Source organism: Hydrogenophaga sp. RWCD_12 (assembly GCF_046604225.1).
Classification (GTDB): Bacteria; Pseudomonadota; Gammaproteobacteria; order Burkholderiales; family Burkholderiaceae_C; genus Hydrogenophaga.
Genome location: NZ_JBKIXC010000002.1, coordinates 150,374 through 169,264 on the forward strand (window position 1 = coordinate 150,374; position 18,891 = coordinate 169,264).

Here is an 18,891-nt window from a genome sequence, read left to right on the forward strand (position 1 = left end):
CATGGCGGTCAGTCGGCCCTCGGGTTGCTATCGGCGTGCCCTGGCCGATCTTGAGGCCGCCCGTCGCCGGTCAGGCGCGGGCGGCGCTCTGCCGCATCAGGGTGGACTTGCCGAACAGGCTTTCGATCAGGTCTACCGCCAGTTCCGCCGTGCGGTTTCTCACATCCAGTGCCGGATTGAGCTCCATCACGTCCAGCGAGGCCAGGCGCCCCGTGTCCGCGATCATTTCCATGCACAGCTGTGCTTCGCGGTAGGTCGGTCCGCCGGGCACGGTGGTGCCCACGCCCGGCGCGATGTCGGGGTCGAGAAAGTCGACGTCGAAGCTCACGTGGAGATGGGTGTAGTCGTCCAGCCCCATGAGTGCCTGCTCCATGGTGTGGCGCATGCCCATCTCGTCGATGTAGCGCATGTCGAACACCTCCAGCCCGACCTCATGCACGAAGCGCTTTTCGCCCGGGTCGACGCTGCGGATGCCGATCTGCCGCACCACGTCGGCGCCGATGGCGGGCGTGTGACCGCCGATGCCGGTCAGCTCGGCCGGACCGTGGCCGCACAGGCAGGCCACCGGCATGCCGTGGACGTTGCCGCTGGGGGTGAGTGCCGCGGTGTTGAAGTCGGCGTGGGCGTCGAGCCAGAGCACGCGCAGCTTCTTGCCGCTCTCGCGGCAATGGCGCGCCACCGCACTGATCGACCCCATGCCCAGACAGTGGTCGCCGCCAAGCACGATGGGCAGGCGCTTCATCCGCAGTTCGGCCAGCACCGCCTCGTGCAGCGCGCTGTTCCAGGCAACCACTTCAGGCAGGTGCCGGTAACCGTTGACCGGAGGTTGCCACGGGTTGGACGGGCCGGACAGGTTGCCCCGGTCCGCCACCTGCAGGCCGTGGCTTTCGAGAACCTGCTGGATGCCGGCCACGCGCAGGGCTTCGGGCCCCATGGAGGCGCCGCGTGCACCGGCACCGATGTCGGTGGGCACGCCAATGAGGGAGATGGGACTGTGCATCGCGCTATTGTGGCGCGAACCGCCTCACATGCTGCGCCGGTACTGCCCGCCGACCTCGAACAGCGCATTGGTGATCTGGCCCAGCGAGCAGCAGCGCACCGCGTCCATCAGCACCTCGAACACGTTCCTGTTCTCGATCACGGCCTGCTTCAGACGCGCGAGCTGGGCCGGTGCCTCGTTCGCATGGCGCGTGTGGAAGTCGGCCAGGCGCGACAACTGCGACTGCTTCTCTTCTTCGGTCGAGCGCGCCAGTTCGATGGTCTCTGGCGTGGTGTCGCCGTGCGGGTTGCGGAAGGTGTTGACGCCGATGATGGGGTACTCGCCGGTGTGCTTGAGCATCTCGTAGTGCATGCTCTCTTCCTGGATCTTGCTGCGCTGGTAGCCGGTCTCCATCGCACCCAGCACGCCGCCACGCTCGGCGATCTTCTCGAATTCGCTCAGCACCATTTCTTCCACCAGCTCGGTCAGCTCGTCGATGATGAAGGCGCCCTGGTTGGGGTTCTCGTTCTTGGCCAGGCCCCACTCGCGGTTGATGATCAGCTGGATCGCCATGGCGCGGCGCACGCTGTCCTCGGTGGGCGTGGTGATGGCTTCGTCAAACGCGTTGGTGTGCAGCGAGTTGCAGTTGTCGTAGATCGCGATCAGCGCCTGCAGGGTGGTGCGGATGTCGTTGAACTGGATCTCCTGCGCGTGCAGGCTGCGACCGCTGGTCTGGATGTGGTACTTGAGCTTCTGGCTGCGCTCGTTGGCACCGTACTTCTCCTTCATCGCCACGGCCCAGATGCGGCGCGCCACCCGGCCCAGCACGGTGTATTCCGGGTCCATGCCGTTGCTGAAGAAGAAGCTCAGGTTGGGCGCGAAGTCATCGATGTGCATGCCGCGCGCGAGATACGCTTCGACGAAGGTGAAGCCGTTGCTGAGCGTGAAGGCGAGCTGACTGATCGGGTTGGCGCCGGCTTCGGCGATGTGATAACCGCTGATCGAGACCGAGTAGAAGTTGCGCACGTCGTGGTGCACGAAGTACTCGGCGATGTCGCCCATGACCTTGAGCGAGAACTCGGTCGAAAAGATACAGGTGTTCTGGCCCTGATCTTCCTTCAGGATGTCGGCCTGCACCGTGCCGCGCACATTGGCCAGCACCCATTCGCGGATCTTCTGCGCTTCGGTGTCGGTCGGTTCGCGGCCGTTGTCGGTCTTGAACTTCTCGATGTTCTGGTCGATGGCGGTGTTCATGAACATCGCCAGGATGGATGGCGCCGGGCCGTTGATGGTCATCGACACCGACGTGGTCGGGTTGCACAGGTCAAAGCCGCCGTACAGCACCTTCATGTCGTCCAGCGTCGCCACGTTCACACCGCTGTTGCCCACCTTGCCGTAGATGTCCGGGCGCGGGTCGGGGTCGTTGCCGTACAGGGTGACCGAGTCGAACGCGGTCGACAGGCGCTTGGCCGGCAGGCCTTCGCTGACCAGCTTGAAGCGGCGGTTGGTGCGGAAGGGATCGCCTTCGCCGGCGAACATCCGTGTCGGGTCTTCGCCTTCGCGCTTGAAGGCGAAGGTGCCAGCGGTGTAGGGGAAGCTGCCAGGCACGTTGTCCAGCATCAGCCACTTCAGGATCTCTCCGTGGTCTTCGTACTGCGGCAGTGCGACCTTGCGGATGGTGGTGCCGGACAGCGACTTCGTGGTGAGCGCGGTGCGGATTTCCTTGTCGCGGATCTTCACCACGTACTCGTCGCCCGCGTAGGCCTTCTGCATGTCGGGCCACTGGGCCAGCAGCTTGCGTGCGGCCGGGTCCTGCGTCAGCTCGCGCGACTGTGCAAGGTCGATGGCGGCTTCGGACGCCTTGGGCCGGTTGGGCTTGTCCACGGCGAGCATCTCAGCCGCGGCACGCAGTTGCTGGATCTCGCGAGCCAGCCTCGCCTGCTCGCGCGCTTTCTTCTTGTAGCCGCGCACGGTGTCGCTGATCTCGGCCAGGTAGCGGGTGCGGGCTGGCGGCACGATGGGCGTCTGGTTGGTGCTGTGGCGCACATGCACCAATGGCAGCTTGCCGCTGGCCAGCTTCAGCCCCTTTTCAATCAGCCGGGCCTTGATGGCCTGGTACAGCGCGGTCACGCCGTCGTCGTTGAAGCGCGCGGCCATGGTGCCGAACACCGGCATCTGGTCGGGCATGACGGTGAAGGCTTCGCGGTTGCGCTGCACCTGCTTGGCCACGTCGCGCAGCGCATCGGCGGCGCCCTTGCGGTCAAACTTGTTGATCGCCACGAACTCGGCGAAGTCGAGCATGTCGATCTTTTCCAGCTGGCTGGCGGCGCCGAACTCGGGCGTCATCACGTACATCGGGATGTCCACGTGCGGCACGATGGCCGCGTCGCCCTGGCCGATGCCCGAGGTCTCGACCACGATCAGATCGAAGCCCGCCACCTTGCATGCCGCGACGACATCGGGCAGGGCTGCGCTGATCTCGCTGCTGGTGTCGCGCGTGGCGAGGCTGCGCATGTAGATGCGCGGACCGCTCTGCCAGGGAACGATGGCGTTCATGCGGATGCGGTCGCCCAGCAGCGCGCCGCCGCTCTTGCGGCGCGAGGGATCGATCGAGATGACCGCCACGCGCAACGCGTCGTCCTGGTCGAGCCGGATGCGGCGGATCAGCTCGTCGGTCAGGCTGGACTTGCCAGCGCCGCCGGTGCCGGTGATGCCCAGCACGGGCACCGTCTTGCTGGCGGCAGCGCTGCGAACGGCGTCCACCAGCGCGACATCGGCCTTGCCGTTCTCCAGGGCGGTGATCAGCTGCGCCAGCGCGCGCCAGTGCATCTCGCTGTGGCCCTGGATCGACTCCAGCGCCTTGGGAGCATGGCCGCTGGTGTCGATGTCGCAGCGCATCACCATCTCGCCGATCATGCCGGCCAGACCCATGCGCTGGCCGTCTTCCGGGCTGTAGATGCGGCCCACGCCGTAGCTGTGCAGCTCGCGGATCTCGGCCGGCACGATCACGCCGCCGCCGCCGCCGAAGACCTGGATGTGCTCACCGCCACGCTGGCGCAGCAGATCGACCATGTACTTGAAGTACTCGACGTGGCCGCCCTGGTAGGAGCTGATCGCGATGCCCTGCACGTCTTCCTGCAGTGCCGCGGTGACGACTTCGTCGACCGAGCGGTTGTGGCCCAGGTGGATCACTTCGGCACCCATGCCCTGCAGGATGCGCCGCATGATGTTGATGGCGGCGTCGTGGCCGTCGAACAGGCTGGCGGCGGTGACGAAGCGCACCTTGTTCGTGGGGCGGTAGCTGGCCAGGGCTTTGAAGTCGGCGGACAGGTCGGTCATGGTCTTGTCTCTGGGTGGTTCTTGTCGGAAGCGGGAGTCATTCGATGCGCAGGCCCTGGAGCGCGGGGTCCGGCGGCGGGAAGCGCAGGTCCAGCGCCTTGAGCGTGTCGCGCACCACGGTGGCGATCATCAGGTTGCGGTGCGTCTTGGAATTGGCGGGCACCACGGTCCAAGGCGCCCACGGTGTGCTGGTGGCTTCAAGCAGGTTCTCGTAGGCCTTCTGGTAGTCGGCCCACTGCTTGCGGACCTCCAGGTCGCCGAGGCTGAACTTCCAGTGCTTGGTCACGTCGTCCACCCGCTCCTGCAGGCGCTCGCGCTGCTCGTCGAAGCTGATGTGCAGCATGAACTTCAGGATCACGGTGCCGGTTTCGGTCAGCAGGCGCTCGAAGTCGTTGATGTGGGCGAAACGCTGTCGGGTCTGCTCGGCGGTGATCCAGTGGTTGACCGTCGGCACCAGCACGTCTTCGTAATGGCTGCGGTTGAAGACCGTGATGTGGCCCGCGGCCGGCACCTGCTGGTGGATGCGCCAGAGATAGTCGTGCGCGCGTTCCGGTTCGGTCGGCGCCTTCCAGCCCACGGTCTGCACACCCAGCGGGCTGGTCTGGCCGAACACGCCGCGGACGGTGCCGTCCTTGCCGGAGGTGTCGGTGCCCTGCAGCAGCACCAGCAGCTTGTAGCGGCCGTCGGCGTAGAACAGGTTCTGCAGCGCGTCGATTTCCTGTGCGAGTGCCAGCACCTGGGCCTGGTCTTCGGCCTTGCTGCCGGCGGACCATGGCTTGGCGCCGGGGTCGAGCTTGGCCAGCGTCACCGGGTCTGACGGGGCGAGCACCCAGCCGCGGGCACGGCGATCGCGTGCCGACGGCAGCGCGGCTTCTGGAAACGGCAAACGGGCGTCGGACGATCGGGGCATGGCGTGTCTCCGGACGGTGGCGCGTCCATCCTGCCACGGCGGGCGCAGATTGACGTTTACGTAAACGTCAATGATAACGGGTTTCCTGTCTGCCGTGGTGCTCCGGTCTGCCTACAATACCTGCCGGGGTATGGGTTGCCTGCCCCGGAACCACGACCGAGGAGTCTTCATGACCACCGTTCACGACCCTCAGCGCCAGCGGGCGCTGGTGCTTCGCCTCAAACGTGTCGAAGGGCAGTTGCGCGGCATCCAGAAGCTGCTGGAGAACGACGCCGACTGCGAAAAGGTGGCGCAGCAGATGGCTGCTGCGCGCAAGGCGCTGGACAAGACGTTTTTCGCCATGGTCGGCTGCGTCATCGCCCAGGGCGACGTGCCACCGGACGACGTCGCGGATATGCTCGCGCGATTCTCCTGACCCCACGCGCCGAGGAACCCGATGAAACCGATCCAGCTGTTCGATCCCGCCTCCAGCACCTACACCTACGTGTTGTTCGACCAGACCACGCGCGAGGCCGTGATCATCGATCCGGTCGAGGAGCAGATCGAGCGCGATCTGGCGGCGCTGCGCGAATACGGGCTGCGGCTGGTGTGGACGATCGAGACCCACGCCCACGCCGACCACATCACCAGCGCCGGCAAGCTGGCCGAACTGGCGGGCGCGAAAACGGCGGCACCGGCCGGCTGCGGCATCGGCACCGCCGGCCGCCAGTTGCAGGACGGCGACGAACTGGCGTTCGGCGGCGAGAGCCTGCGCGGCCTGCACACCCCGGGTCACACCGCTGGCAGCATGAGCTACCTCTGGCGCGGGCACGTGTTCACCGGCGACGCGCTGCTGATCGGCGGCTGCGGCCGCACCGATTTCCAGTCGGGCAGCGCCCCCGACCTCTACCGCAGCCTGACCCAGGTGCTGTTTGCGCTGCCCGATGACACCGTGGTGTGGCCCGGACACGACTACCAGGGTCGCACTTCGTCGACCATCGGACATGAAAAAGCCAGCAATCCGCGGGTGGCCGGCAAGTCCGAAGCCGAGTTCGTCGCGATCATGGACGGACTCAATCTGCCCAGGCCTCGCCGCATCGACGAAGCCGTGCCGGCCAACCTGAGCTCCGGCCTGCGGCACGACGTCGACGGTGTCCTGCTCATGGCGCCGCGCGCGGGACAGGGTGGCTATGCGGGCGACGTGTCGCCCCAGCTGGCGTGGCGCTGGGTGGAGGCGGGTGAAGCGGTGATGGTGGACGTGCGCACCGACGCCGAACGCGAATGGGTTGGCTTTGTGCCGGGTGCGGTTCCGGTGGCCTGGAAGCAGTGGCCGGGCATGGCGATGAATGCGCAATTCGACGACGCGGTGCGCGCGGCGGCCGAGGGTGGCCGCAAGCTCGTGATGCTGTGCCGCAGCGGGGTGCGTTCGGTGGCCGCGGCCAAACGGGCGACCGAGTTGGGCATCGAGGCCTACAACATCCTCGAAGGTTTTGAAGGCGATCCCGATGCCCAAGGCCAGCGGGGAAAAAAAGGCGGCTGGCGATTGCACGGCCTGCCATGGCGCCAGAATTGAAAAAGCGCCGCTTATCGGATCAATTTGTCCAAACTTGAGAAGAAAGCTTCATAACCCCTGCGAATACTGACAGGGAGTGTGAGCCAGTTGGCATCGGGGTTTCTTCAATGGGTTCTTCCATTCACCGGAGAACCCCATGGAATTACTGGAAAACACCCGCAATGCACCGCCCCGTTTCCCCAGCCTGACTCCAGCCCTGGAGGCCCGCATCCGGCAGGATTTCCTGCCGCGATGGAACGATCTCTGGCAGGGACGGTTTGCTGTCCAGGGCGCGCGGCCCGGCCCCAATTCAGTGCGACTCGATGGCAATGACTATTTGGCCGTTTCAGGTCATCCGGACATTGTTCGCGCGCAAGTGCAGGCACTGACCCATTGCGGCAATTTCGCCGTGCAATCGGGCGTGTTTATGCACGACGAACATCCAACCCGCAATCTTGAATTGAAATTGGCTCATTGGGTGGGCAAAGACGACGGATTTGTATGTCAATCGGGTTATGCTGCCAATGTTGGCCTGATCCAGTCGGTGGCCAATCCGGACACGCCGGTCTACATCGACGGTCAGGCCCATGCTTCGCTTTGGGAAGGCGCCCACGCGGCACGGGCACCCGCCCACGCCTTCCGGCACAACGACCCGCAGCACCTGGACAAGCTGATGTCGCGCACCGGCCCCGGGCTGGTGGTGGTCGATTCGGTGTACAGCACGACTGGTGCCGTGTGCCCGCTGGTCGACATCCTGGAAGTCGTCGAACGCCACGGCTCGATGATCCTGGTCGATGAATCGCATTCGCTGGGAACCCACGGACCTTCGGGTGCAGGCCTGTGTGCCCAGCTGGGGGTCACAGACCGCGTGCATTTCCTCTCGGCCAGCCTGGCCAAGGCGATGGCGGGACGGGCCGGCTTCTTCACGGCGCCAGCCCGGCTCAGGTACCACATCCTCACCTCCAGCTTCCCCAACATCTTCAGCTCCTGCGTGCTGCCGCACGAGGCGGTCGCGCTCGCGGCCACGGTCGATGTGCTGCAGCAGGCCGACCCGGCACGGGAAAACCTGCGGAGGGTGACGGGCCGCATCCGAGCCTCGCTGACCGACATGGGCTACCCGATCGCACAGGGCACCGAACAGATCATTGCGCTGGAAGCTGGCCCCGAGCCGGACACCATCCGCGTGCGCGACGAGCTCGATGCCCTGGGCGTGCACACGGCCTTCTTCGGCGCACCTGCCACCAGCCGCAACCGCTCGCTGGCGCGCATGACGCTGCACTCGGCATTGACCGATGCCGAACTGGACCACGTCGAGGCGGCCGCGCGTGAGGTCGCGCAGCGTGTGAAGCCTTGGGAATGGGCAGCCGCGCGCCGTCAGCGCGTGGGCACCCAGGTGTCCTGAATCGTGCGAAGTCCCTGCATGTCCAGGAAATGGCGGTAGGGATAGATCGCCTGGGGCAGGTCGGCCTCGCCGAGGCGGAACTGGGCGCCGATCAGCAGGCCTTCGTCGCCAATGGCGAAGGCCTTTTCGGTGCGGATCGGCCCGCTCAGACCCAGCTGCTGGTGCAGCTCCACGGCCGGCAGCAGCGCGCCTTCCTGGATACAGCGCACCGCATCGAAGCCGAGCCCGGCCGAGCGGGCCAGATCCCCCACGTCCCTGAGACCGGCGGTGGGTTCGAGCTGCAGCCAGTCGCACTGGCCGTCCGCGGTCAGGCCCAGCAGACCGAACGGCTCGCCCAGCACCACGTATTCGATCCATTGTTCCTGCACCATGGCGTGCAGCGTCGCCGCCACCGACGGCGCCTCCAACATGGCCTGGTGCTGGGATTGCAGCGCGGTTCGCCAGACGGTGTTGAGGCGCGGGTGCGCCGTTTCCGCGAGCTTGACGATGGTGGTCAGGAGGCGGCCGGCAATGTCGGCCGTCTGCTTGGGAATGAATTGGTCAATCAGTCCCTTGTTGAAGGCCTTGATCGCGAGCAGTTCATCGGCCTGGCCGGTCAGCAGGATGCGCGAGCCAGGCCAGTCGAGCAGGGTTTCCAGCACCTTGAGGCCGTCGATGCCCGGCATCGCAAAGTCGACCACGCAGGTCTGCGCCAGCTGGTAGCGCGCCGGGTTCGAACCCCAGTAGCGCAGCACCTGCGGGAGCAGCGGATGCCCCAGCCGCCAGCGGTCGATCAGTTGCAGCTGCAGGCCGGCGTCTGCTTCCCAGCGTGCCGGTTCTTCGTCCATCCGGGCCAGGAAGGCCGACGGCCGCGAGAACAGCTCGACCTGCAGCGTCGCCGGAACGACCATGCCCAGCATCTCCAGATAGTCGACGTCGTCGTCAAGGAAGATCAGGCTGCCTGAACGGCGATACAGGGGGAACTTGAAAGCCATGGCTATAGGGAACTCGATGGGGGGACGAACGGCGTAGACGCGTCCCACACAGGCAGGGTGATCGTGAACGTGGCTCCCTGACCCGGAACGGACTGCAAGGACAGCTTCCCTTCGGACGCTTCCACGACGTTCTTGCAGAAAGTCAGTCCCAGGCCATTGCCCACGGTGCTCTGCAGCGAATAGAAGGGTTCGAAGATGCGTTGCTGTTTCTGCAACGGCACCCCAGTGCCCTTGTCCGCGACCGAAATCAGACCGTAGCCGTCGACCAGATGCACCGCAATGCGCAGATCACCGGCCTGCAAGGGCCGGTCCGTCGCGGCCAGCGCATGCAGCGCGTTCTTGATCAGATTGTCCAGCACACGGGAAAACTGGGCCTGAGAGCCCAGAAATGCAAAGTCCTGCGCCAGCACCAGATCGACGCATCCTCGCTCCTTGCCCGTGCGGAACGGGTACTGGGCCACCACTTCCTGGGCGATCTCGAAGGCCGACAGGACGGTGCTCGGCTTGGGCAGGCGCAGCAGCTGCGCGTTCGAGATCTGCGTGTCGATCTGCCGGTTCATGCTTCGCACCAGCGTCTGCAGCTTCTGCGCCAGCTCCTCGAGCTTCATGCGTTTGGGCACCGGCAGGTCCGGCTGCGCCAGCCCGCGCAGGGCGTCGCCGACGAGGTTCACCGTCGCCAGCGGCGTGCGCAGTTCGTGCGCCATCACCCCCATGGTGCTCAAGGTGTGCATCAGCCGCGCCCGGCGCAAGTTGGCGCCCGACATGCCGAGCATCAGGCTCATCACCAGCGAGAACGACATCAGCGTGAGGTTCAGCAGGTCGAAGCCGACCCACGCCTGGTCGCTGCGGGTCCACCAGAACAGCAAGCTCGCCACCAGAAACCCGGTCGCTGTCCCCAGCGACGCCAGGCGCCAGTCGGTGATGTGGAAGTAAATCAGGATCATGCAGCACAGGCTGGCCAGCCAGGCCTTGTTGCCTTCGTTCATCAGGAACATCCAGCCGAAGAACAGCGGCAGCTGCAGCCAGAAGACGATGCCGAACACCCAGACGCTGGTTCGGGAGGTCAGGTCCCGGTTGACCCGCGGCAGCAACAGCAGCAGACCGGACAGGGCCAGCAGGATGCGCACCCAGAACACGTCATACGGTTGGGGCAGGGCGTACCCCCAGATCCAGCCGAACAGGAAATGGCCGCCAACGGTGAACACGCCCAGCCATTGGAGGCGCGTGGTCGAAGGGTGCAAAATAGGCTCCAGCGGTGCATGGACGATTTCGTCCATCACCCAGCGCCAGAGCCTGAGCCTGGCGTTGTGAACCCTGAACCGGTCCCACGGCAACATGTATTCCTTCCAGCCAAGTCCGAACCTGCCCGTCGGCAGCCACCGGACGCGCATGGCGATTGTCACCGTTTGGCGACGCAACGCACCATGACCCTGCCTGTCAACTTCGACAGCGTCGGGGTCGACGCGATTCTGGCCGATTGGGTGCGGGCCCTGCGTGACTCGGCCGTGGAGGCCGTCATGGTGCTGGGGCCCAACCCGACCGGCGGTCGCGACGAGCGCCAGGTGCTGGCGGTGCACCCGCCGCGCATGCTGAATGCGGCCGAGGCGCTGGCCGCGAGCCGGGACTTCGGGGCCAGCTGGCGCGACAGCGATGCGCCTCTGGTGGCATGGCAGGACATCACCAAGGCAGCGTACGCTGAAACGGCCGAGCGCTGGCGCCGTCTCTGGCTGGCGCACGGGTTCCAGACGCTTGTGCGGGTGGCTTTCAGCCTGCCCGCCGGCCGAGCCTTCGAATGCTTCATGTTCAGCCCCCGGGCGTTTGCGGACCGCTCTGAAGCCGCGGCGCTGGCCTGGTCGGCCTACAACATCTGGCCGACATTGCGCCGGGCCATTGCCGAGCAGCGCGTGACCCTCAGTCCCCGCGAATACGAAAGCCTGAACTTCGCCTTCGAAGGACTGACGGCGCGCGAGTCCGCGCAGCGCATGGACTGCTCGGAACGCACGGTCAACTACCACCTGGCCAACGCCATGGCCAAGCTGCAGACCGACAACAAACTCTCGGCGGTACAGCGGGCCTGCTGGCTGGGTCTGATCTGATGCTTCGGGCCAGGTCGTGTCGCAATGCTGCGATGCGGCAAGAACGCCCGGGCCGCTTGTTCATAATTCACCCATGACCCTTCTGGCGCTGGACGTAGGCAATACGCGATTGAAGTGGGCGCTGTACGACGCGCCGCGGGTGGGTGGCCAGCCGCTCGCGCACGGCGCCCAGTTCCTGGAAAACATCGAGAAGCTCGCCGAAGGTGACTGGAGCGCGCTGGCGTCTCCGCGCTGGATCCTGGGCTGCATCGTCGCCGGCAACGCGGTCAAGCGCCGGGTCGAGGAGCAGCTCGAGCAGTGGGACGTGACCCCGCAGTGGGTGGTGTCCAGCGCCGCCGAGGCCGGCCTGACCAACGGCTATGACCATCCGGCGCGGCTGGGTTCCGACCGATGGGTGGCGATGATCGGCGCGCGGCAGCGGCTGATGCAACAGGGCCAGGCGCGGCCCTGCATCGTGGTCATGGTCGGGACGGCGGTGACGGTGGAAGCCATCGACGCCGAGGGCCGCTTCCTCGGCGGCATCATCCTGCCGGGTCACGGGATCATGCTGCGCGCGCTGGAATCGGGCACGGCCGGCCTGCATGTGCCAACCGGCGAGGTCCGCGACTTCCCCACCAACACCAGCGACGCGCTCACCAGCGGCGGCACCTTCGCGATCGCCGGCGCCGTCCAGCGCATGGTGGAAAACCTGCAGAAGCACTGCGGCGAGACGCCGGTGGTCTACATGACCGGCGGCGCGGGCTGGAAGATGGCACCGAGCATGTCTTCGCCCTGCGAACTGGTGGACAGCCTGATCTTTGACGGCCTGCTGGAAATCGCCCACCAGCGATTTGGATAGCCTCCCGCGCCCTTTAGGGCGGGCTACACGTCTCCCCACGGAAGCATGAGGGTGACCGCCAGCAACTGAGCAAACTCAGGCTCGAACGCATCGATGATCTGCTGCGGGTCGGGGCAGAGCGCGCTGTCGGCGATGACGCCGAACTGCACGCCGCCGCCGTAGCTCAGGATCGACACGCCCAGGCCGACGGTGCCGGTCTGCGGCACCCAGAACATGGTCTGTTCCAGCGTTGCGCCGCAGAACTTCAGCTTCTCGCTGGGCCCTGGCACGTTGGTCATCACGGCCGTGGTCTTGCGGCCAAACAGGCTGAGCATCGCGTCCTGCGCCGGCTTGACCAGCAGGCCAGCGACCGACAGCAGACCAAAGGTCAGCAGCGGTTGCAGGCTGCCCTTGAGCGCGCTCATGCGCGTGCGCACCACGTACACGCGCTCGATCGGATTGTCGATGCCGATCGGCAGCACCAGCGGAATCAGGCCGAAGCGGTTGCCCAGCTTCCAGGCCTCCTCCATGGGCCGCAAGTTGATCGGCACCATGGCGCGGATCTCCTTGCCCGCCGGGTCCTCACCATGGCGGCGCAGGTAGCTGGCGATGGCGCCGGCCACGCAGCTGAGCAGCACGTCGTTGACCGAACAGTTCAGTGCCTTGCCAATGGCCTTGACCTCGTCCAGCGGAATCGGCTCGCACCAGGCCACGTGTTTGTGGCCCACCGGTTGACCCTTGAGTCGGGTCGGCGAGTCGTCGGGCATGAGGGCGAGCGCAGCAAGGTCGCTGGCGAGCTGGCCGCCCAGCCGCGCGACTTCCATTGCCTGGCCGAGCGATTCACCCAGGCCTTGCTGGGGCGACGCCAGCATCGCCAGCGATTTCGCGGCGCCGCCACCGGCAGCGTCCAGCGCCCGGGCTGCGATGTCGCCGAACGGGCGGATCAGGGTGTCGGCCACCCAATCCTCGGCCGCCTCCAGCCCGGCGCGGTGGGGCTTGGCCTTGCGCTTGGGCGGCTCGCTGCCGCCGTCGACCAGGCTCATCATCACGCCGATGAGCGCGATGCCGTCGGCGATGCAGTGGTGGATGCGGGCGATCAGTGCCGATCCTCCCTCGTAGTCTTCGATCAGTTCGAACTGCCACAGCGGATGCGCCGGGTCCAACGGTTCCATCGCCAGCGCGCCGGCGCGCGCCTGCAGGGCGGCGCGTTCGCTTTGTCCTTTGCGGCGCTCCAGCCGGTGGCTGACCACGTGGCGGTCGAGCAGAAAGTCGGTGTCTTCGGCCCAGTGGGCGCCGGTGGCGTCCTGGCGCGGAGACTGCAGGAAGCGCCGGTAGGGCAACAGCTTCTCCTGCACCCGCTGCGCCAGCGCCTCGCGCGTGATGCCGGGGCGCAGGATCCAGACACCCACGATCATCATCAGGTTGACTGACGAATCCATGCGCAGCCAGGCCGTGTCGACCTTGCTCATGCGTTCGCCTTCCAGGCCAAGGGCGCCGGCCAGGGCCTGCGCTGCCGTCCTGCCCGTGTCACTCCGACCATCGTTTTGCGAAGCCTTGGGGATGCGCGTGACCATGCTGTCTCCTGCCTCACCGGTGGCCGGGCGGGCGTGTGTTGATTGGGTGCCAGCGTCTATTCTGACGCCAGACGCGACCGTAAGATACCGGGCCACCCCTAGCCCGGCCGGGCTGGAAACCTTTCAACACGGAGCCTGCCCATGTCCGATCTCAAGTCCCGCTTCGACGCCGCCGTCGCACAGTCCAAGAACCTCAGCGAGCGTCCGGACAACGCCACCCTGCTCAAGATCTACGGCCTGTACAAGCAGGGAACCGTGGGCGACAACACCGAGAAGAAGCCCGGCTTCGGCGACATGGTCGGCCGTGCCAAGTGGGATGCCTGGAACGGCCTGAAGGGCACGTCACAGGACGAGGCCCAGCAGCAGTACATCGACCTGATCTCGTCGCTGAGCTGACCCCCACGCTCCGCCGCTGCGCGGGTTGCTGCTTATTTCTTCTTCGAGCCGGTGGCCGACTTGGTCGCCGGCTTTTTCTTTTTCTCCAGCAGTTCGTCGAGGTTCTTGACGATCTCGCTTTCGATGCGGTCCTTGAAAGCGCCCAACAGGAAGCCCAGCTGGGCGTCGAGATCGAAGTGGTCGGCCGCGACGCGCAGTGTGCCTTTGGCGCCGGTGCGGTTGAAGTGCACCACGTCGGTGTCGTCGCCTTCTTCGTAGGCGCACTGCATGTCGAACTCAGACTCGGCGTGCTCGGCCCATTTCCAGGCCACCTTGCGCGCGCCGTCCAGGCCCAGTTGGTGATCTCGCCGGATGTGGATGTTGGCCATGGTCGGTCCTGTGTGGCTGTGAAGGTTATGGGGTGGTGTCGGTGGCGGTCGCCGCTGTTGGTGCCAGCGCCTGCAGGGCCGCCTGGCGCTGCCCGGCCGGCTGTTCGGCCAGCCGCCGCACCGCATCATAGAAGCGCCCGAAGTCGCGCCCCTCGCGTTCGAACAGTGCCTCGAAGGCCGGCACCCACTGGTCGTAGGCGGCCTGGGCGCCGAAGCTGGCGTTGTTGGCCTGCGCGACCCAGGCGTCGTAACCCTTGTAGCCGTTCCAGCGTTGCTTCAGCGTCTCGAAGCGTTCGCGGAAGCTGCGAAGGATCTGGTCCTTGCGTTCGCGCTTGGTCCCCTCGTTCACCGAATCATCCGCGTAGAGTGCCTGCAGCTGCTGTCGGATGTCGCGGGTGAGGGCGCGGAACGCCTGGCGGCGGCCATCGAACTCGGCGTAGGCGCTTTGCGTGGCGGGATCGGTCTGTGCCAGCCAGCGCGCGCCGCCGATGCGTTCGACGGCGGTCGCGAACGATTCGTTGAACTGCGTGTCGCCGTTGGCGTAGACCACCTGATGCGCCAGCTCGTGGAAGATCAGCCGCGCCAGCTCGCCTTCGGGGTAGCCGATGAAGGTGTTGAGCAGTGGGTCACCGCCGGCCCAGTTCATCCAGCCCAGCGTCGAATACGCCGGCACCGGGTAGACCGCCACATCGAGGTCGCTGCCCAGCGTGCCGGCGAAGGCCCGTGCTTCTGCTTCGTCGAAGTACCCGCGGTAGCCGACACAGCCAGTCACCGGGAAGCACCAGCGGTGCAGTTCCAGCGAGAGCGCGGGTGCCGCGACCACGTTATAGACCGCGGCCTTGCGGTGCAGGTCGGCGTAGCGCCGGTAGCTGGCGTTGTCGGGCAAGCCGAGTTCGGAGACCGCAAAGCTGCGGATGCGCTGGGTGAGCTGCAGCCTGGCCTGGAGCGGGGGCGGGGTCGCCGGATCGTCGATCCACTCCTGCACCGGCCGTGCCGCCTGCATCAGCTTCAGGTGGCCGGTGACCGACTGCCAGTAGTAGCCGGGGCCGGCGTCGGTCGCAGCGCAACCCGAGAGCAAGGCAGCAAAGACAGACAGGATGGCCGCTTTGGGGATCATGCCTTCTCGACATCCACCAGACAGTCGTAGAACACCGGCGCCCGACCGAGGTCGGTCAGCTTCTGGCTGGTCAGCTGGTTGACGTTGGTGTCGTCCAGGCCGAGCTTGCGCCACCAGATGCCCAGGCCGTTGACCACACCTTCGCGGGCGCGGGGCGAGACCCTGGCCTTGCAGCGGTAGCTGCCGCGCTGGTTGAAGACGCGCACCACGTCACCGTCGGCGATGCCGCGCGGGACGGCGTCCGCTGCGCTGATCTCCAGCAGCGGCTCGCCCTCGATGTCGCGCAGGCTCTTGACGTTGACGAAGCTGGAGTTGAGGAAGTTGCGCGCCGGCGGCGAGATCATGGCCAGCGGGTGGCGCGGGTCGCTGCCGGCCGCTTCGTGGTTGGGCAAGTGGTCGGGCAGGCCATCCAGACCCTGCGCCGCCAGCCGTGCGCTGAAGAACTCGCATTTTCCCGACGGCGTCTGGAAGCCACCGTCGGCAAACGGCGCCTCGGGCACAGGCAGGGTGGCGAAACCCTGGTCGAGCAACTGCTGGAAATCCACCTGGTCGCCGAACGCCTGGCGGCACAGCGTCTCATCGCTGTCGGCGAAACATGGATCGTCGAAGCCCATGCGCTCGGCAAGTTGGCGGAACACCTCGGTGTTGGGCCGGGCTTCGCCCACCGGCGCGATGGCCGGGCGGTTGAGCAGCACATCGGTGTGGCCGTAACTGGTGTGGATGTCCCAGTGTTCGAGCTGGGTGGTCGCGGGCAGCAGGATGTCGGCGTGGTCGGCGGTGTCGGTCTGGAAATGTTCGAGCACGACGGTGAACAGGTCCTCGCGCGCGAAGCCCTGCACCACCTTGGCCGACTCGGGCGCGACCGCGACCGGGTTGCTGTTGTAGACGATCAGTGCCTCGATCTTCGGGCCGAAGTCGGGTGAGGATTCGCGCAGCAGGTCGTCGCCGATGGTGACCATGTTGATGGTGCGCGGCGTCTTTCCAGCGAGCAGGTCGGGGCGGTGCAGCGTGGCGCGGTCCACCGGGAAATGCCCCGATGCCGAGAGCAGCAGGCCGCCCGCGCGGTGGCGCCAGGCGCCGGTCAGGGCCGGCAGGCAGGCGACCGCGCGCACCGCGTTGCCGCCGCCCTTGACCCGTTGCATACCGTAGTTCAGGCGGATTGCGGCGGGCTTGGTCGTGCCGTAAGCGCGTGCCAGATCGGTGATCTGCTGCGCCGGCACGCCGCAGATCTCGGCCGCACGTTCGGGTGACCACAGGAGGGCGCGTTCGCGCAACGCGTCCCAGCCCAGGGTGTGCCGGGCGATGTAGTCGTGGTCCAGCCAGTCGTTCTGGATCAGCTCGTGCATCAGCGCCAGCGCCAGTGCAGCGTCGGTACCGGGGCGCAGGGCGATGTGTTCGTGGCACTTGTCGGCGGTTTCGCTGCGGCGCGGGTCGATGCAGACCAGGCGCGCGCCGTCGCGTTTGGCCTGCTGCGCCAGGCGCCAGAAGTGCAGGTTGCTGGCGATCGAGTTGCTGCCCCAGATCAGGATCAGCTTCGCTTCGGCGAAGTGCTCGACCTTCATGCCCAGCTTGCCGCCCAGGGTCTGCACCAGCGCTTCACCTCCGGCGGCCGCGCAGATGGTGCGGTCCAGGAAGGATGCGCCGAGCTGGTGGAAGAAGCGTGCGGCCATGCCTTCGCTCTGCACCTGGCCCATGGTGCCGGCGTAGCTGTAGGGCACGATGGCCTGCGGGTTGCGCGCGGCGATGTCTTTCAGCCGTGCCGCGATTTCGTCGAGTGCCTCGTCCCAGCCGATCGGCTCGAACTGGCCGCTGCCCTTGGGGCCGCTGCGGCGCATCGGCGTCAGCAGCCGTTCGGGGTGGTAGGTGCGCTCGGTGTAGCGCGAGACCTTGGTGCACAGCGCGCCGTCGGTGTGGCGGTGCGCCGGATTGCCCGCGACGCGGATGGCGCGACCGTCCTCCACCGTGGTCAGCAAGGCACAGGTATCGGGGCAGTCGTGCGGACAGGCGCCACGGACCGTGAATTCGTTGGTGTGATCGGCCATGAAATGCGGTGAATGGCGTATAGGCAGGTTGGAACCTATGTAGTAGGCTGCGTGCCTTCGGTGACGTTCTGTTACGGGCAGTGTGACACCGGAGATCTAAAAAAAGCATATCAGGAGTCTCTGGATGCAACGTCGTCGGGTTCTTTCATCGCTGGGCGCTTGGCTCGGCACCACCACGCTGTCGGGCTGGAATGCGGATGCTCTGGCGCAGGCAGACAACCGCATCGTGCTCGGACAATCGGCTCCGTTCAGCGGGCCGGCCGAGCAACTGGGGGTGCAGTACCACCTGGGTGCCAAGCTCTACTTCGACGATCTCAATGCCAAGGGTGGTGTGAACGGTCGCCAGATCGAGATCCGGCGCCTGGACGATGGCTACGAACCCGAACGCTGCGCGGCGAATACCCGGCAACTGATCGCAGACGGTGTGTTCGCGCTGTTTGGCTACGTCGGCACCGCCACCGGCCTGGCCGCGCTACCACTCGCGACGGAGGCCAAGGTGCCGTTCTTCGCCCCGCTGTCCGGAGCGCAGGGCTTGCGCGAACCGTTCAACCGCTATGTGATTCACGTGCGGGCTTCGTACTTCGACGAGACGGCCGCCATCGTGCGGCAGACCGCTTCCACCGGCATCCGCAAGATCGCGGTGTTCCACCAGAACGACGCCTACGGGAAGTCGGGTCTGGAGGGCGTGGTTCGGGCGCTCAAGGAGCGCGAGCTGGCACCGGTGGCGACGGCGACGGTGGAGCGCAACTCGACCGACGTCGGCCAGGCGGTGACGGACATCCTGGCGGCACGTCCCGAAGCCATTGTGCAAATCGGCGCCTACAAGGCCTGTGCGAGCTTCATCCGCGTGGCGCGGCAGAAGGGCTACTCGGGAACGTTCTACAACGTGTCGTTCGTCGGCACGCAGGCGCTGCTCGAGGAACTCGGTGCGCAGGCCAAGGGCGTGGTGGTCAGCCAGGTGATGCCGTTCCCCTACGCGGCGGCGACCAACCTGTCGCGCGAATACATTGCACTGCACAAGGACCAGCAAGGCATCGCGCCCAACTATTCCGGCATGGAGGGCTTCGTGGCCGCCAAGGTCTTCGTCGAGGCCCTGCGCCGCGCGGGTCGCACGCCGAACCGGGAGGCGTTCATTGCGGCGGTTGAATCGATGAAGGGCGTTGACCTCGGAGGCTTTCCCGTCGACTTCGGCCCGGATCGCCACATGGGGTCTCACTTTGTCGAGATGACCCTGCTGACGGCCGACGGCAAAGTGCGCCGCTGACCGGGCGCAGACACCCCCGGCGCCGGTCCGGGTGTTGCGGATGGACCGGACGGAAGGTCGTGGCTTGGTTACCATGGTCATT

The 18,891-nt window shown here is 66.4% G+C and carries 16 protein-coding genes and 1 pseudogene; 8 read left to right on the top strand and 9 right to left on the bottom strand.

What is annotated here, in order from left to right; all coding sequences use genetic code 11:
• Positions 1-70: 70 nt before the first annotated feature.
• Genes rocF through ACLIJ1_RS07785 form a run of 3 tightly spaced genes read right to left on the bottom strand, consistent with a single transcriptional unit; the run spans position 71 to position 5,228 of the window.
• Positions 71-1,000, bottom strand: a complete 930-nt coding sequence (rocF, locus tag ACLIJ1_RS07775; protein WP_411364939.1) for an arginase — start codon at positions 998-1,000, stop codon at positions 71-73.
• Positions 1,001-1,024: 24 nt separating this feature from the next.
• A complete protein-coding gene (icmF, locus tag ACLIJ1_RS07780; protein WP_411364940.1) occupies positions 1,025-4,318 on the bottom strand; it encodes a fused isobutyryl-CoA mutase/GTPase IcmF in 3,294 nt (1,097 codons plus the stop codon).
• A 37-nt stretch (positions 4,319-4,355) separates the two neighbouring features.
• The gene (locus ACLIJ1_RS07785; RefSeq protein WP_411364941.1) at positions 4,356-5,228 is read right to left on the bottom strand and encodes a PPK2 family polyphosphate kinase; all 873 of its coding nucleotides are present in this window, start codon (positions 5,226-5,228) and stop codon (positions 4,356-4,358) included.
• Between the two features lie 169 nt (positions 5,229-5,397).
• On the opposite strand from ACLIJ1_RS07785, the gene ACLIJ1_RS07790 reads away from it, so the two are divergent.
• The 4 genes and pseudogenes from ACLIJ1_RS07790 (at position 5,398) to cqsA (ending at position 8,161) form a co-directional block, all read left to right on the top strand.
• Positions 5,398-5,643 carry a metal-sensitive transcriptional regulator gene (locus tag ACLIJ1_RS07790; RefSeq protein ID WP_411364942.1) on the top strand — a complete coding sequence of 82 codons (246 nt, stop codon included), beginning with the start codon at positions 5,398-5,400 and terminating at the stop codon, positions 5,641-5,643.
• 21 nt (positions 5,644-5,664) lie between these two features.
• A pseudogene (locus tag ACLIJ1_RS07795) lies at positions 5,665-6,345 on the top strand (MBL fold metallo-hydrolase); the annotation flags it as partial.
• 24 nt (positions 6,346-6,369) lie between these two features.
• On the top strand, positions 6,370-6,780 hold the full coding sequence (locus ACLIJ1_RS07800; RefSeq protein WP_411365729.1) for a rhodanese-like domain-containing protein: 411 nt from the start codon (positions 6,370-6,372) through the stop codon (positions 6,778-6,780).
• Between the two features lie 136 nt (positions 6,781-6,916).
• Positions 6,917-8,161 carry an alpha-hydroxyketone-type quorum-sensing autoinducer synthase gene (gene cqsA / locus ACLIJ1_RS07805; protein ID WP_411364943.1) on the top strand — a complete coding sequence of 415 codons (1,245 nt, stop codon included), beginning with the start codon at positions 6,917-6,919 and terminating at the stop codon, positions 8,159-8,161.
• Here cqsA and ACLIJ1_RS07810 read toward each other — a convergent pair.
• Positions 8,134-9,135, bottom strand: coding sequence for a response regulator (locus tag ACLIJ1_RS07810; RefSeq protein WP_411364944.1), 1,002 nt, complete (start codon positions 9,133-9,135; stop codon positions 8,134-8,136). The genes cqsA and ACLIJ1_RS07810 overlap by 28 nt on opposite strands.
• 2 nt (positions 9,136-9,137) lie before the next feature.
• Entirely contained in the window at positions 9,138-10,412 is a 1,275-nt protein-coding gene (locus tag ACLIJ1_RS07815) for a sensor histidine kinase (protein WP_411364945.1), read from the bottom strand.
• Positions 10,413-10,559: 147 nt separating this feature from the next.
• Here ACLIJ1_RS07815 and ACLIJ1_RS07820 point away from each other — a divergent pair, with 147 nt between their 5' ends.
• Positions 10,560-11,231: a LuxR C-terminal-related transcriptional regulator gene (locus ACLIJ1_RS07820; protein ID WP_411364946.1), complete on the top strand. Its 672-nt coding sequence runs from the start codon at positions 10,560-10,562 to the stop codon at positions 11,229-11,231.
• A gap of 73 nt (positions 11,232-11,304) precedes the next feature.
• The gene (locus ACLIJ1_RS07825; protein WP_411364947.1) at positions 11,305-12,069 is read left to right on the top strand and encodes a type III pantothenate kinase; all 765 of its coding nucleotides are present in this window, start codon (positions 11,305-11,307) and stop codon (positions 12,067-12,069) included.
• 23 nt (positions 12,070-12,092) lie between these two features.
• On the opposite strand, the gene ACLIJ1_RS07830 is transcribed toward ACLIJ1_RS07825, so the two are convergent.
• Entirely contained in the window at positions 12,093-13,622 is a 1,530-nt protein-coding gene (locus ACLIJ1_RS07830) for a wax ester/triacylglycerol synthase family O-acyltransferase (protein WP_411364948.1), read from the bottom strand.
• Between the two features lie 141 nt (positions 13,623-13,763).
• On the opposite strand from ACLIJ1_RS07830, the gene ACLIJ1_RS07835 reads away from it, so the two are divergent.
• Positions 13,764-14,018: an acyl-CoA-binding protein gene (locus ACLIJ1_RS07835; RefSeq protein WP_411364949.1), complete on the top strand. Its 255-nt coding sequence runs from the start codon at positions 13,764-13,766 to the stop codon at positions 14,016-14,018.
• A 32-nt stretch (positions 14,019-14,050) separates the two neighbouring features.
• On the opposite strand, the gene ACLIJ1_RS07840 is transcribed toward ACLIJ1_RS07835, so the two are convergent.
• From ACLIJ1_RS07840 to ACLIJ1_RS07850, 3 genes are read right to left on the bottom strand one after another with little or no spacing between them, the layout of a single operon-like run.
• Entirely contained in the window at positions 14,051-14,386 is a 336-nt protein-coding gene (locus ACLIJ1_RS07840; RefSeq protein ID WP_411364950.1) for a polyhydroxyalkanoic acid system family protein, read from the bottom strand.
• Positions 14,387-14,411: 25 nt separating this feature from the next.
• The gene (locus tag ACLIJ1_RS07845) at positions 14,412-15,503 is read right to left on the bottom strand and encodes an aminopeptidase (RefSeq protein ID WP_411364951.1); all 1,092 of its coding nucleotides are present in this window, start codon (positions 15,501-15,503) and stop codon (positions 14,412-14,414) included.
• Positions 15,500-17,545 carry a molybdopterin-dependent oxidoreductase gene (locus ACLIJ1_RS07850; protein ID WP_411364952.1) on the bottom strand — a complete coding sequence of 682 codons (2,046 nt, stop codon included), beginning with the start codon at positions 17,543-17,545 and terminating at the stop codon, positions 15,500-15,502. The genes ACLIJ1_RS07845 and ACLIJ1_RS07850 overlap by 4 nt, the downstream gene beginning before the upstream one ends.
• A 124-nt stretch (positions 17,546-17,669) precedes the next feature.
• Here ACLIJ1_RS07850 and ACLIJ1_RS07855 point away from each other — a divergent pair, with 124 nt between their 5' ends.
• Positions 17,670-18,809: an ABC transporter substrate-binding protein gene (locus tag ACLIJ1_RS07855; RefSeq protein WP_411364953.1), complete on the top strand. Its 1,140-nt coding sequence runs from the start codon at positions 17,670-17,672 to the stop codon at positions 18,807-18,809.
• Positions 18,810-18,891: the final 82 nt, after the last annotated feature.

What these genes read in the sequence shown, in the direction of transcription:
- rocF (WP_411364939.1), bottom strand. Translation starts at nt 1,000, where the DNA reads ATGCACAGTCCCATCTCCCTCATTGGCGTGCCCACCGACATCGGTGCC.
- icmF (WP_411364940.1), bottom strand. Translation starts at nt 4,318, where the DNA reads ATGACCGACCTGTCCGCCGACTTCAAAGCCCTGGCCAGCTACCGCCCC.
- ACLIJ1_RS07785 (WP_411364941.1), bottom strand. Translation starts at nt 5,228, where the DNA reads ATGCCCCGATCGTCCGACGCCCGTTTGCCGTTTCCAGAAGCCGCGCTG.
- ACLIJ1_RS07790 (WP_411364942.1), top strand. Translation starts at nt 5,398, where the DNA reads ATGACCACCGTTCACGACCCTCAGCGCCAGCGGGCGCTGGTGCTTCGC.
- ACLIJ1_RS07800 (WP_411365729.1), top strand. Translation starts at nt 6,370, where the DNA reads ATGGCGCCGCGCGCGGGACAGGGTGGCTATGCGGGCGACGTGTCGCCC.
- cqsA (WP_411364943.1), top strand. Translation starts at nt 6,917, where the DNA reads ATGGAATTACTGGAAAACACCCGCAATGCACCGCCCCGTTTCCCCAGC.
- ACLIJ1_RS07810 (WP_411364944.1), bottom strand. Translation starts at nt 9,135, where the DNA reads ATGGCTTTCAAGTTCCCCCTGTATCGCCGTTCAGGCAGCCTGATCTTC.
- ACLIJ1_RS07815 (WP_411364945.1), bottom strand. Translation starts at nt 10,412, where the DNA reads ATGGACGAAATCGTCCATGCACCGCTGGAGCCTATTTTGCACCCTTCG.
- ACLIJ1_RS07820 (WP_411364946.1), top strand. Translation starts at nt 10,560, where the DNA reads ATGACCCTGCCTGTCAACTTCGACAGCGTCGGGGTCGACGCGATTCTG.
- ACLIJ1_RS07825 (WP_411364947.1), top strand. Translation starts at nt 11,305, where the DNA reads ATGACCCTTCTGGCGCTGGACGTAGGCAATACGCGATTGAAGTGGGCG.
- ACLIJ1_RS07830 (WP_411364948.1), bottom strand. Translation starts at nt 13,622, where the DNA reads ATGGTCACGCGCATCCCCAAGGCTTCGCAAAACGATGGTCGGAGTGAC.
- ACLIJ1_RS07835 (WP_411364949.1), top strand. Translation starts at nt 13,764, where the DNA reads ATGTCCGATCTCAAGTCCCGCTTCGACGCCGCCGTCGCACAGTCCAAG.
- ACLIJ1_RS07840 (WP_411364950.1), bottom strand. Translation starts at nt 14,386, where the DNA reads ATGGCCAACATCCACATCCGGCGAGATCACCAACTGGGCCTGGACGGC.
- ACLIJ1_RS07845 (WP_411364951.1), bottom strand. Translation starts at nt 15,503, where the DNA reads ATGATCCCCAAAGCGGCCATCCTGTCTGTCTTTGCTGCCTTGCTCTCG.
- ACLIJ1_RS07850 (WP_411364952.1), bottom strand. Translation starts at nt 17,545, where the DNA reads ATGGCCGATCACACCAACGAATTCACGGTCCGTGGCGCCTGTCCGCAC.
- ACLIJ1_RS07855 (WP_411364953.1), top strand. Translation starts at nt 17,670, where the DNA reads ATGCAACGTCGTCGGGTTCTTTCATCGCTGGGCGCTTGGCTCGGCACC.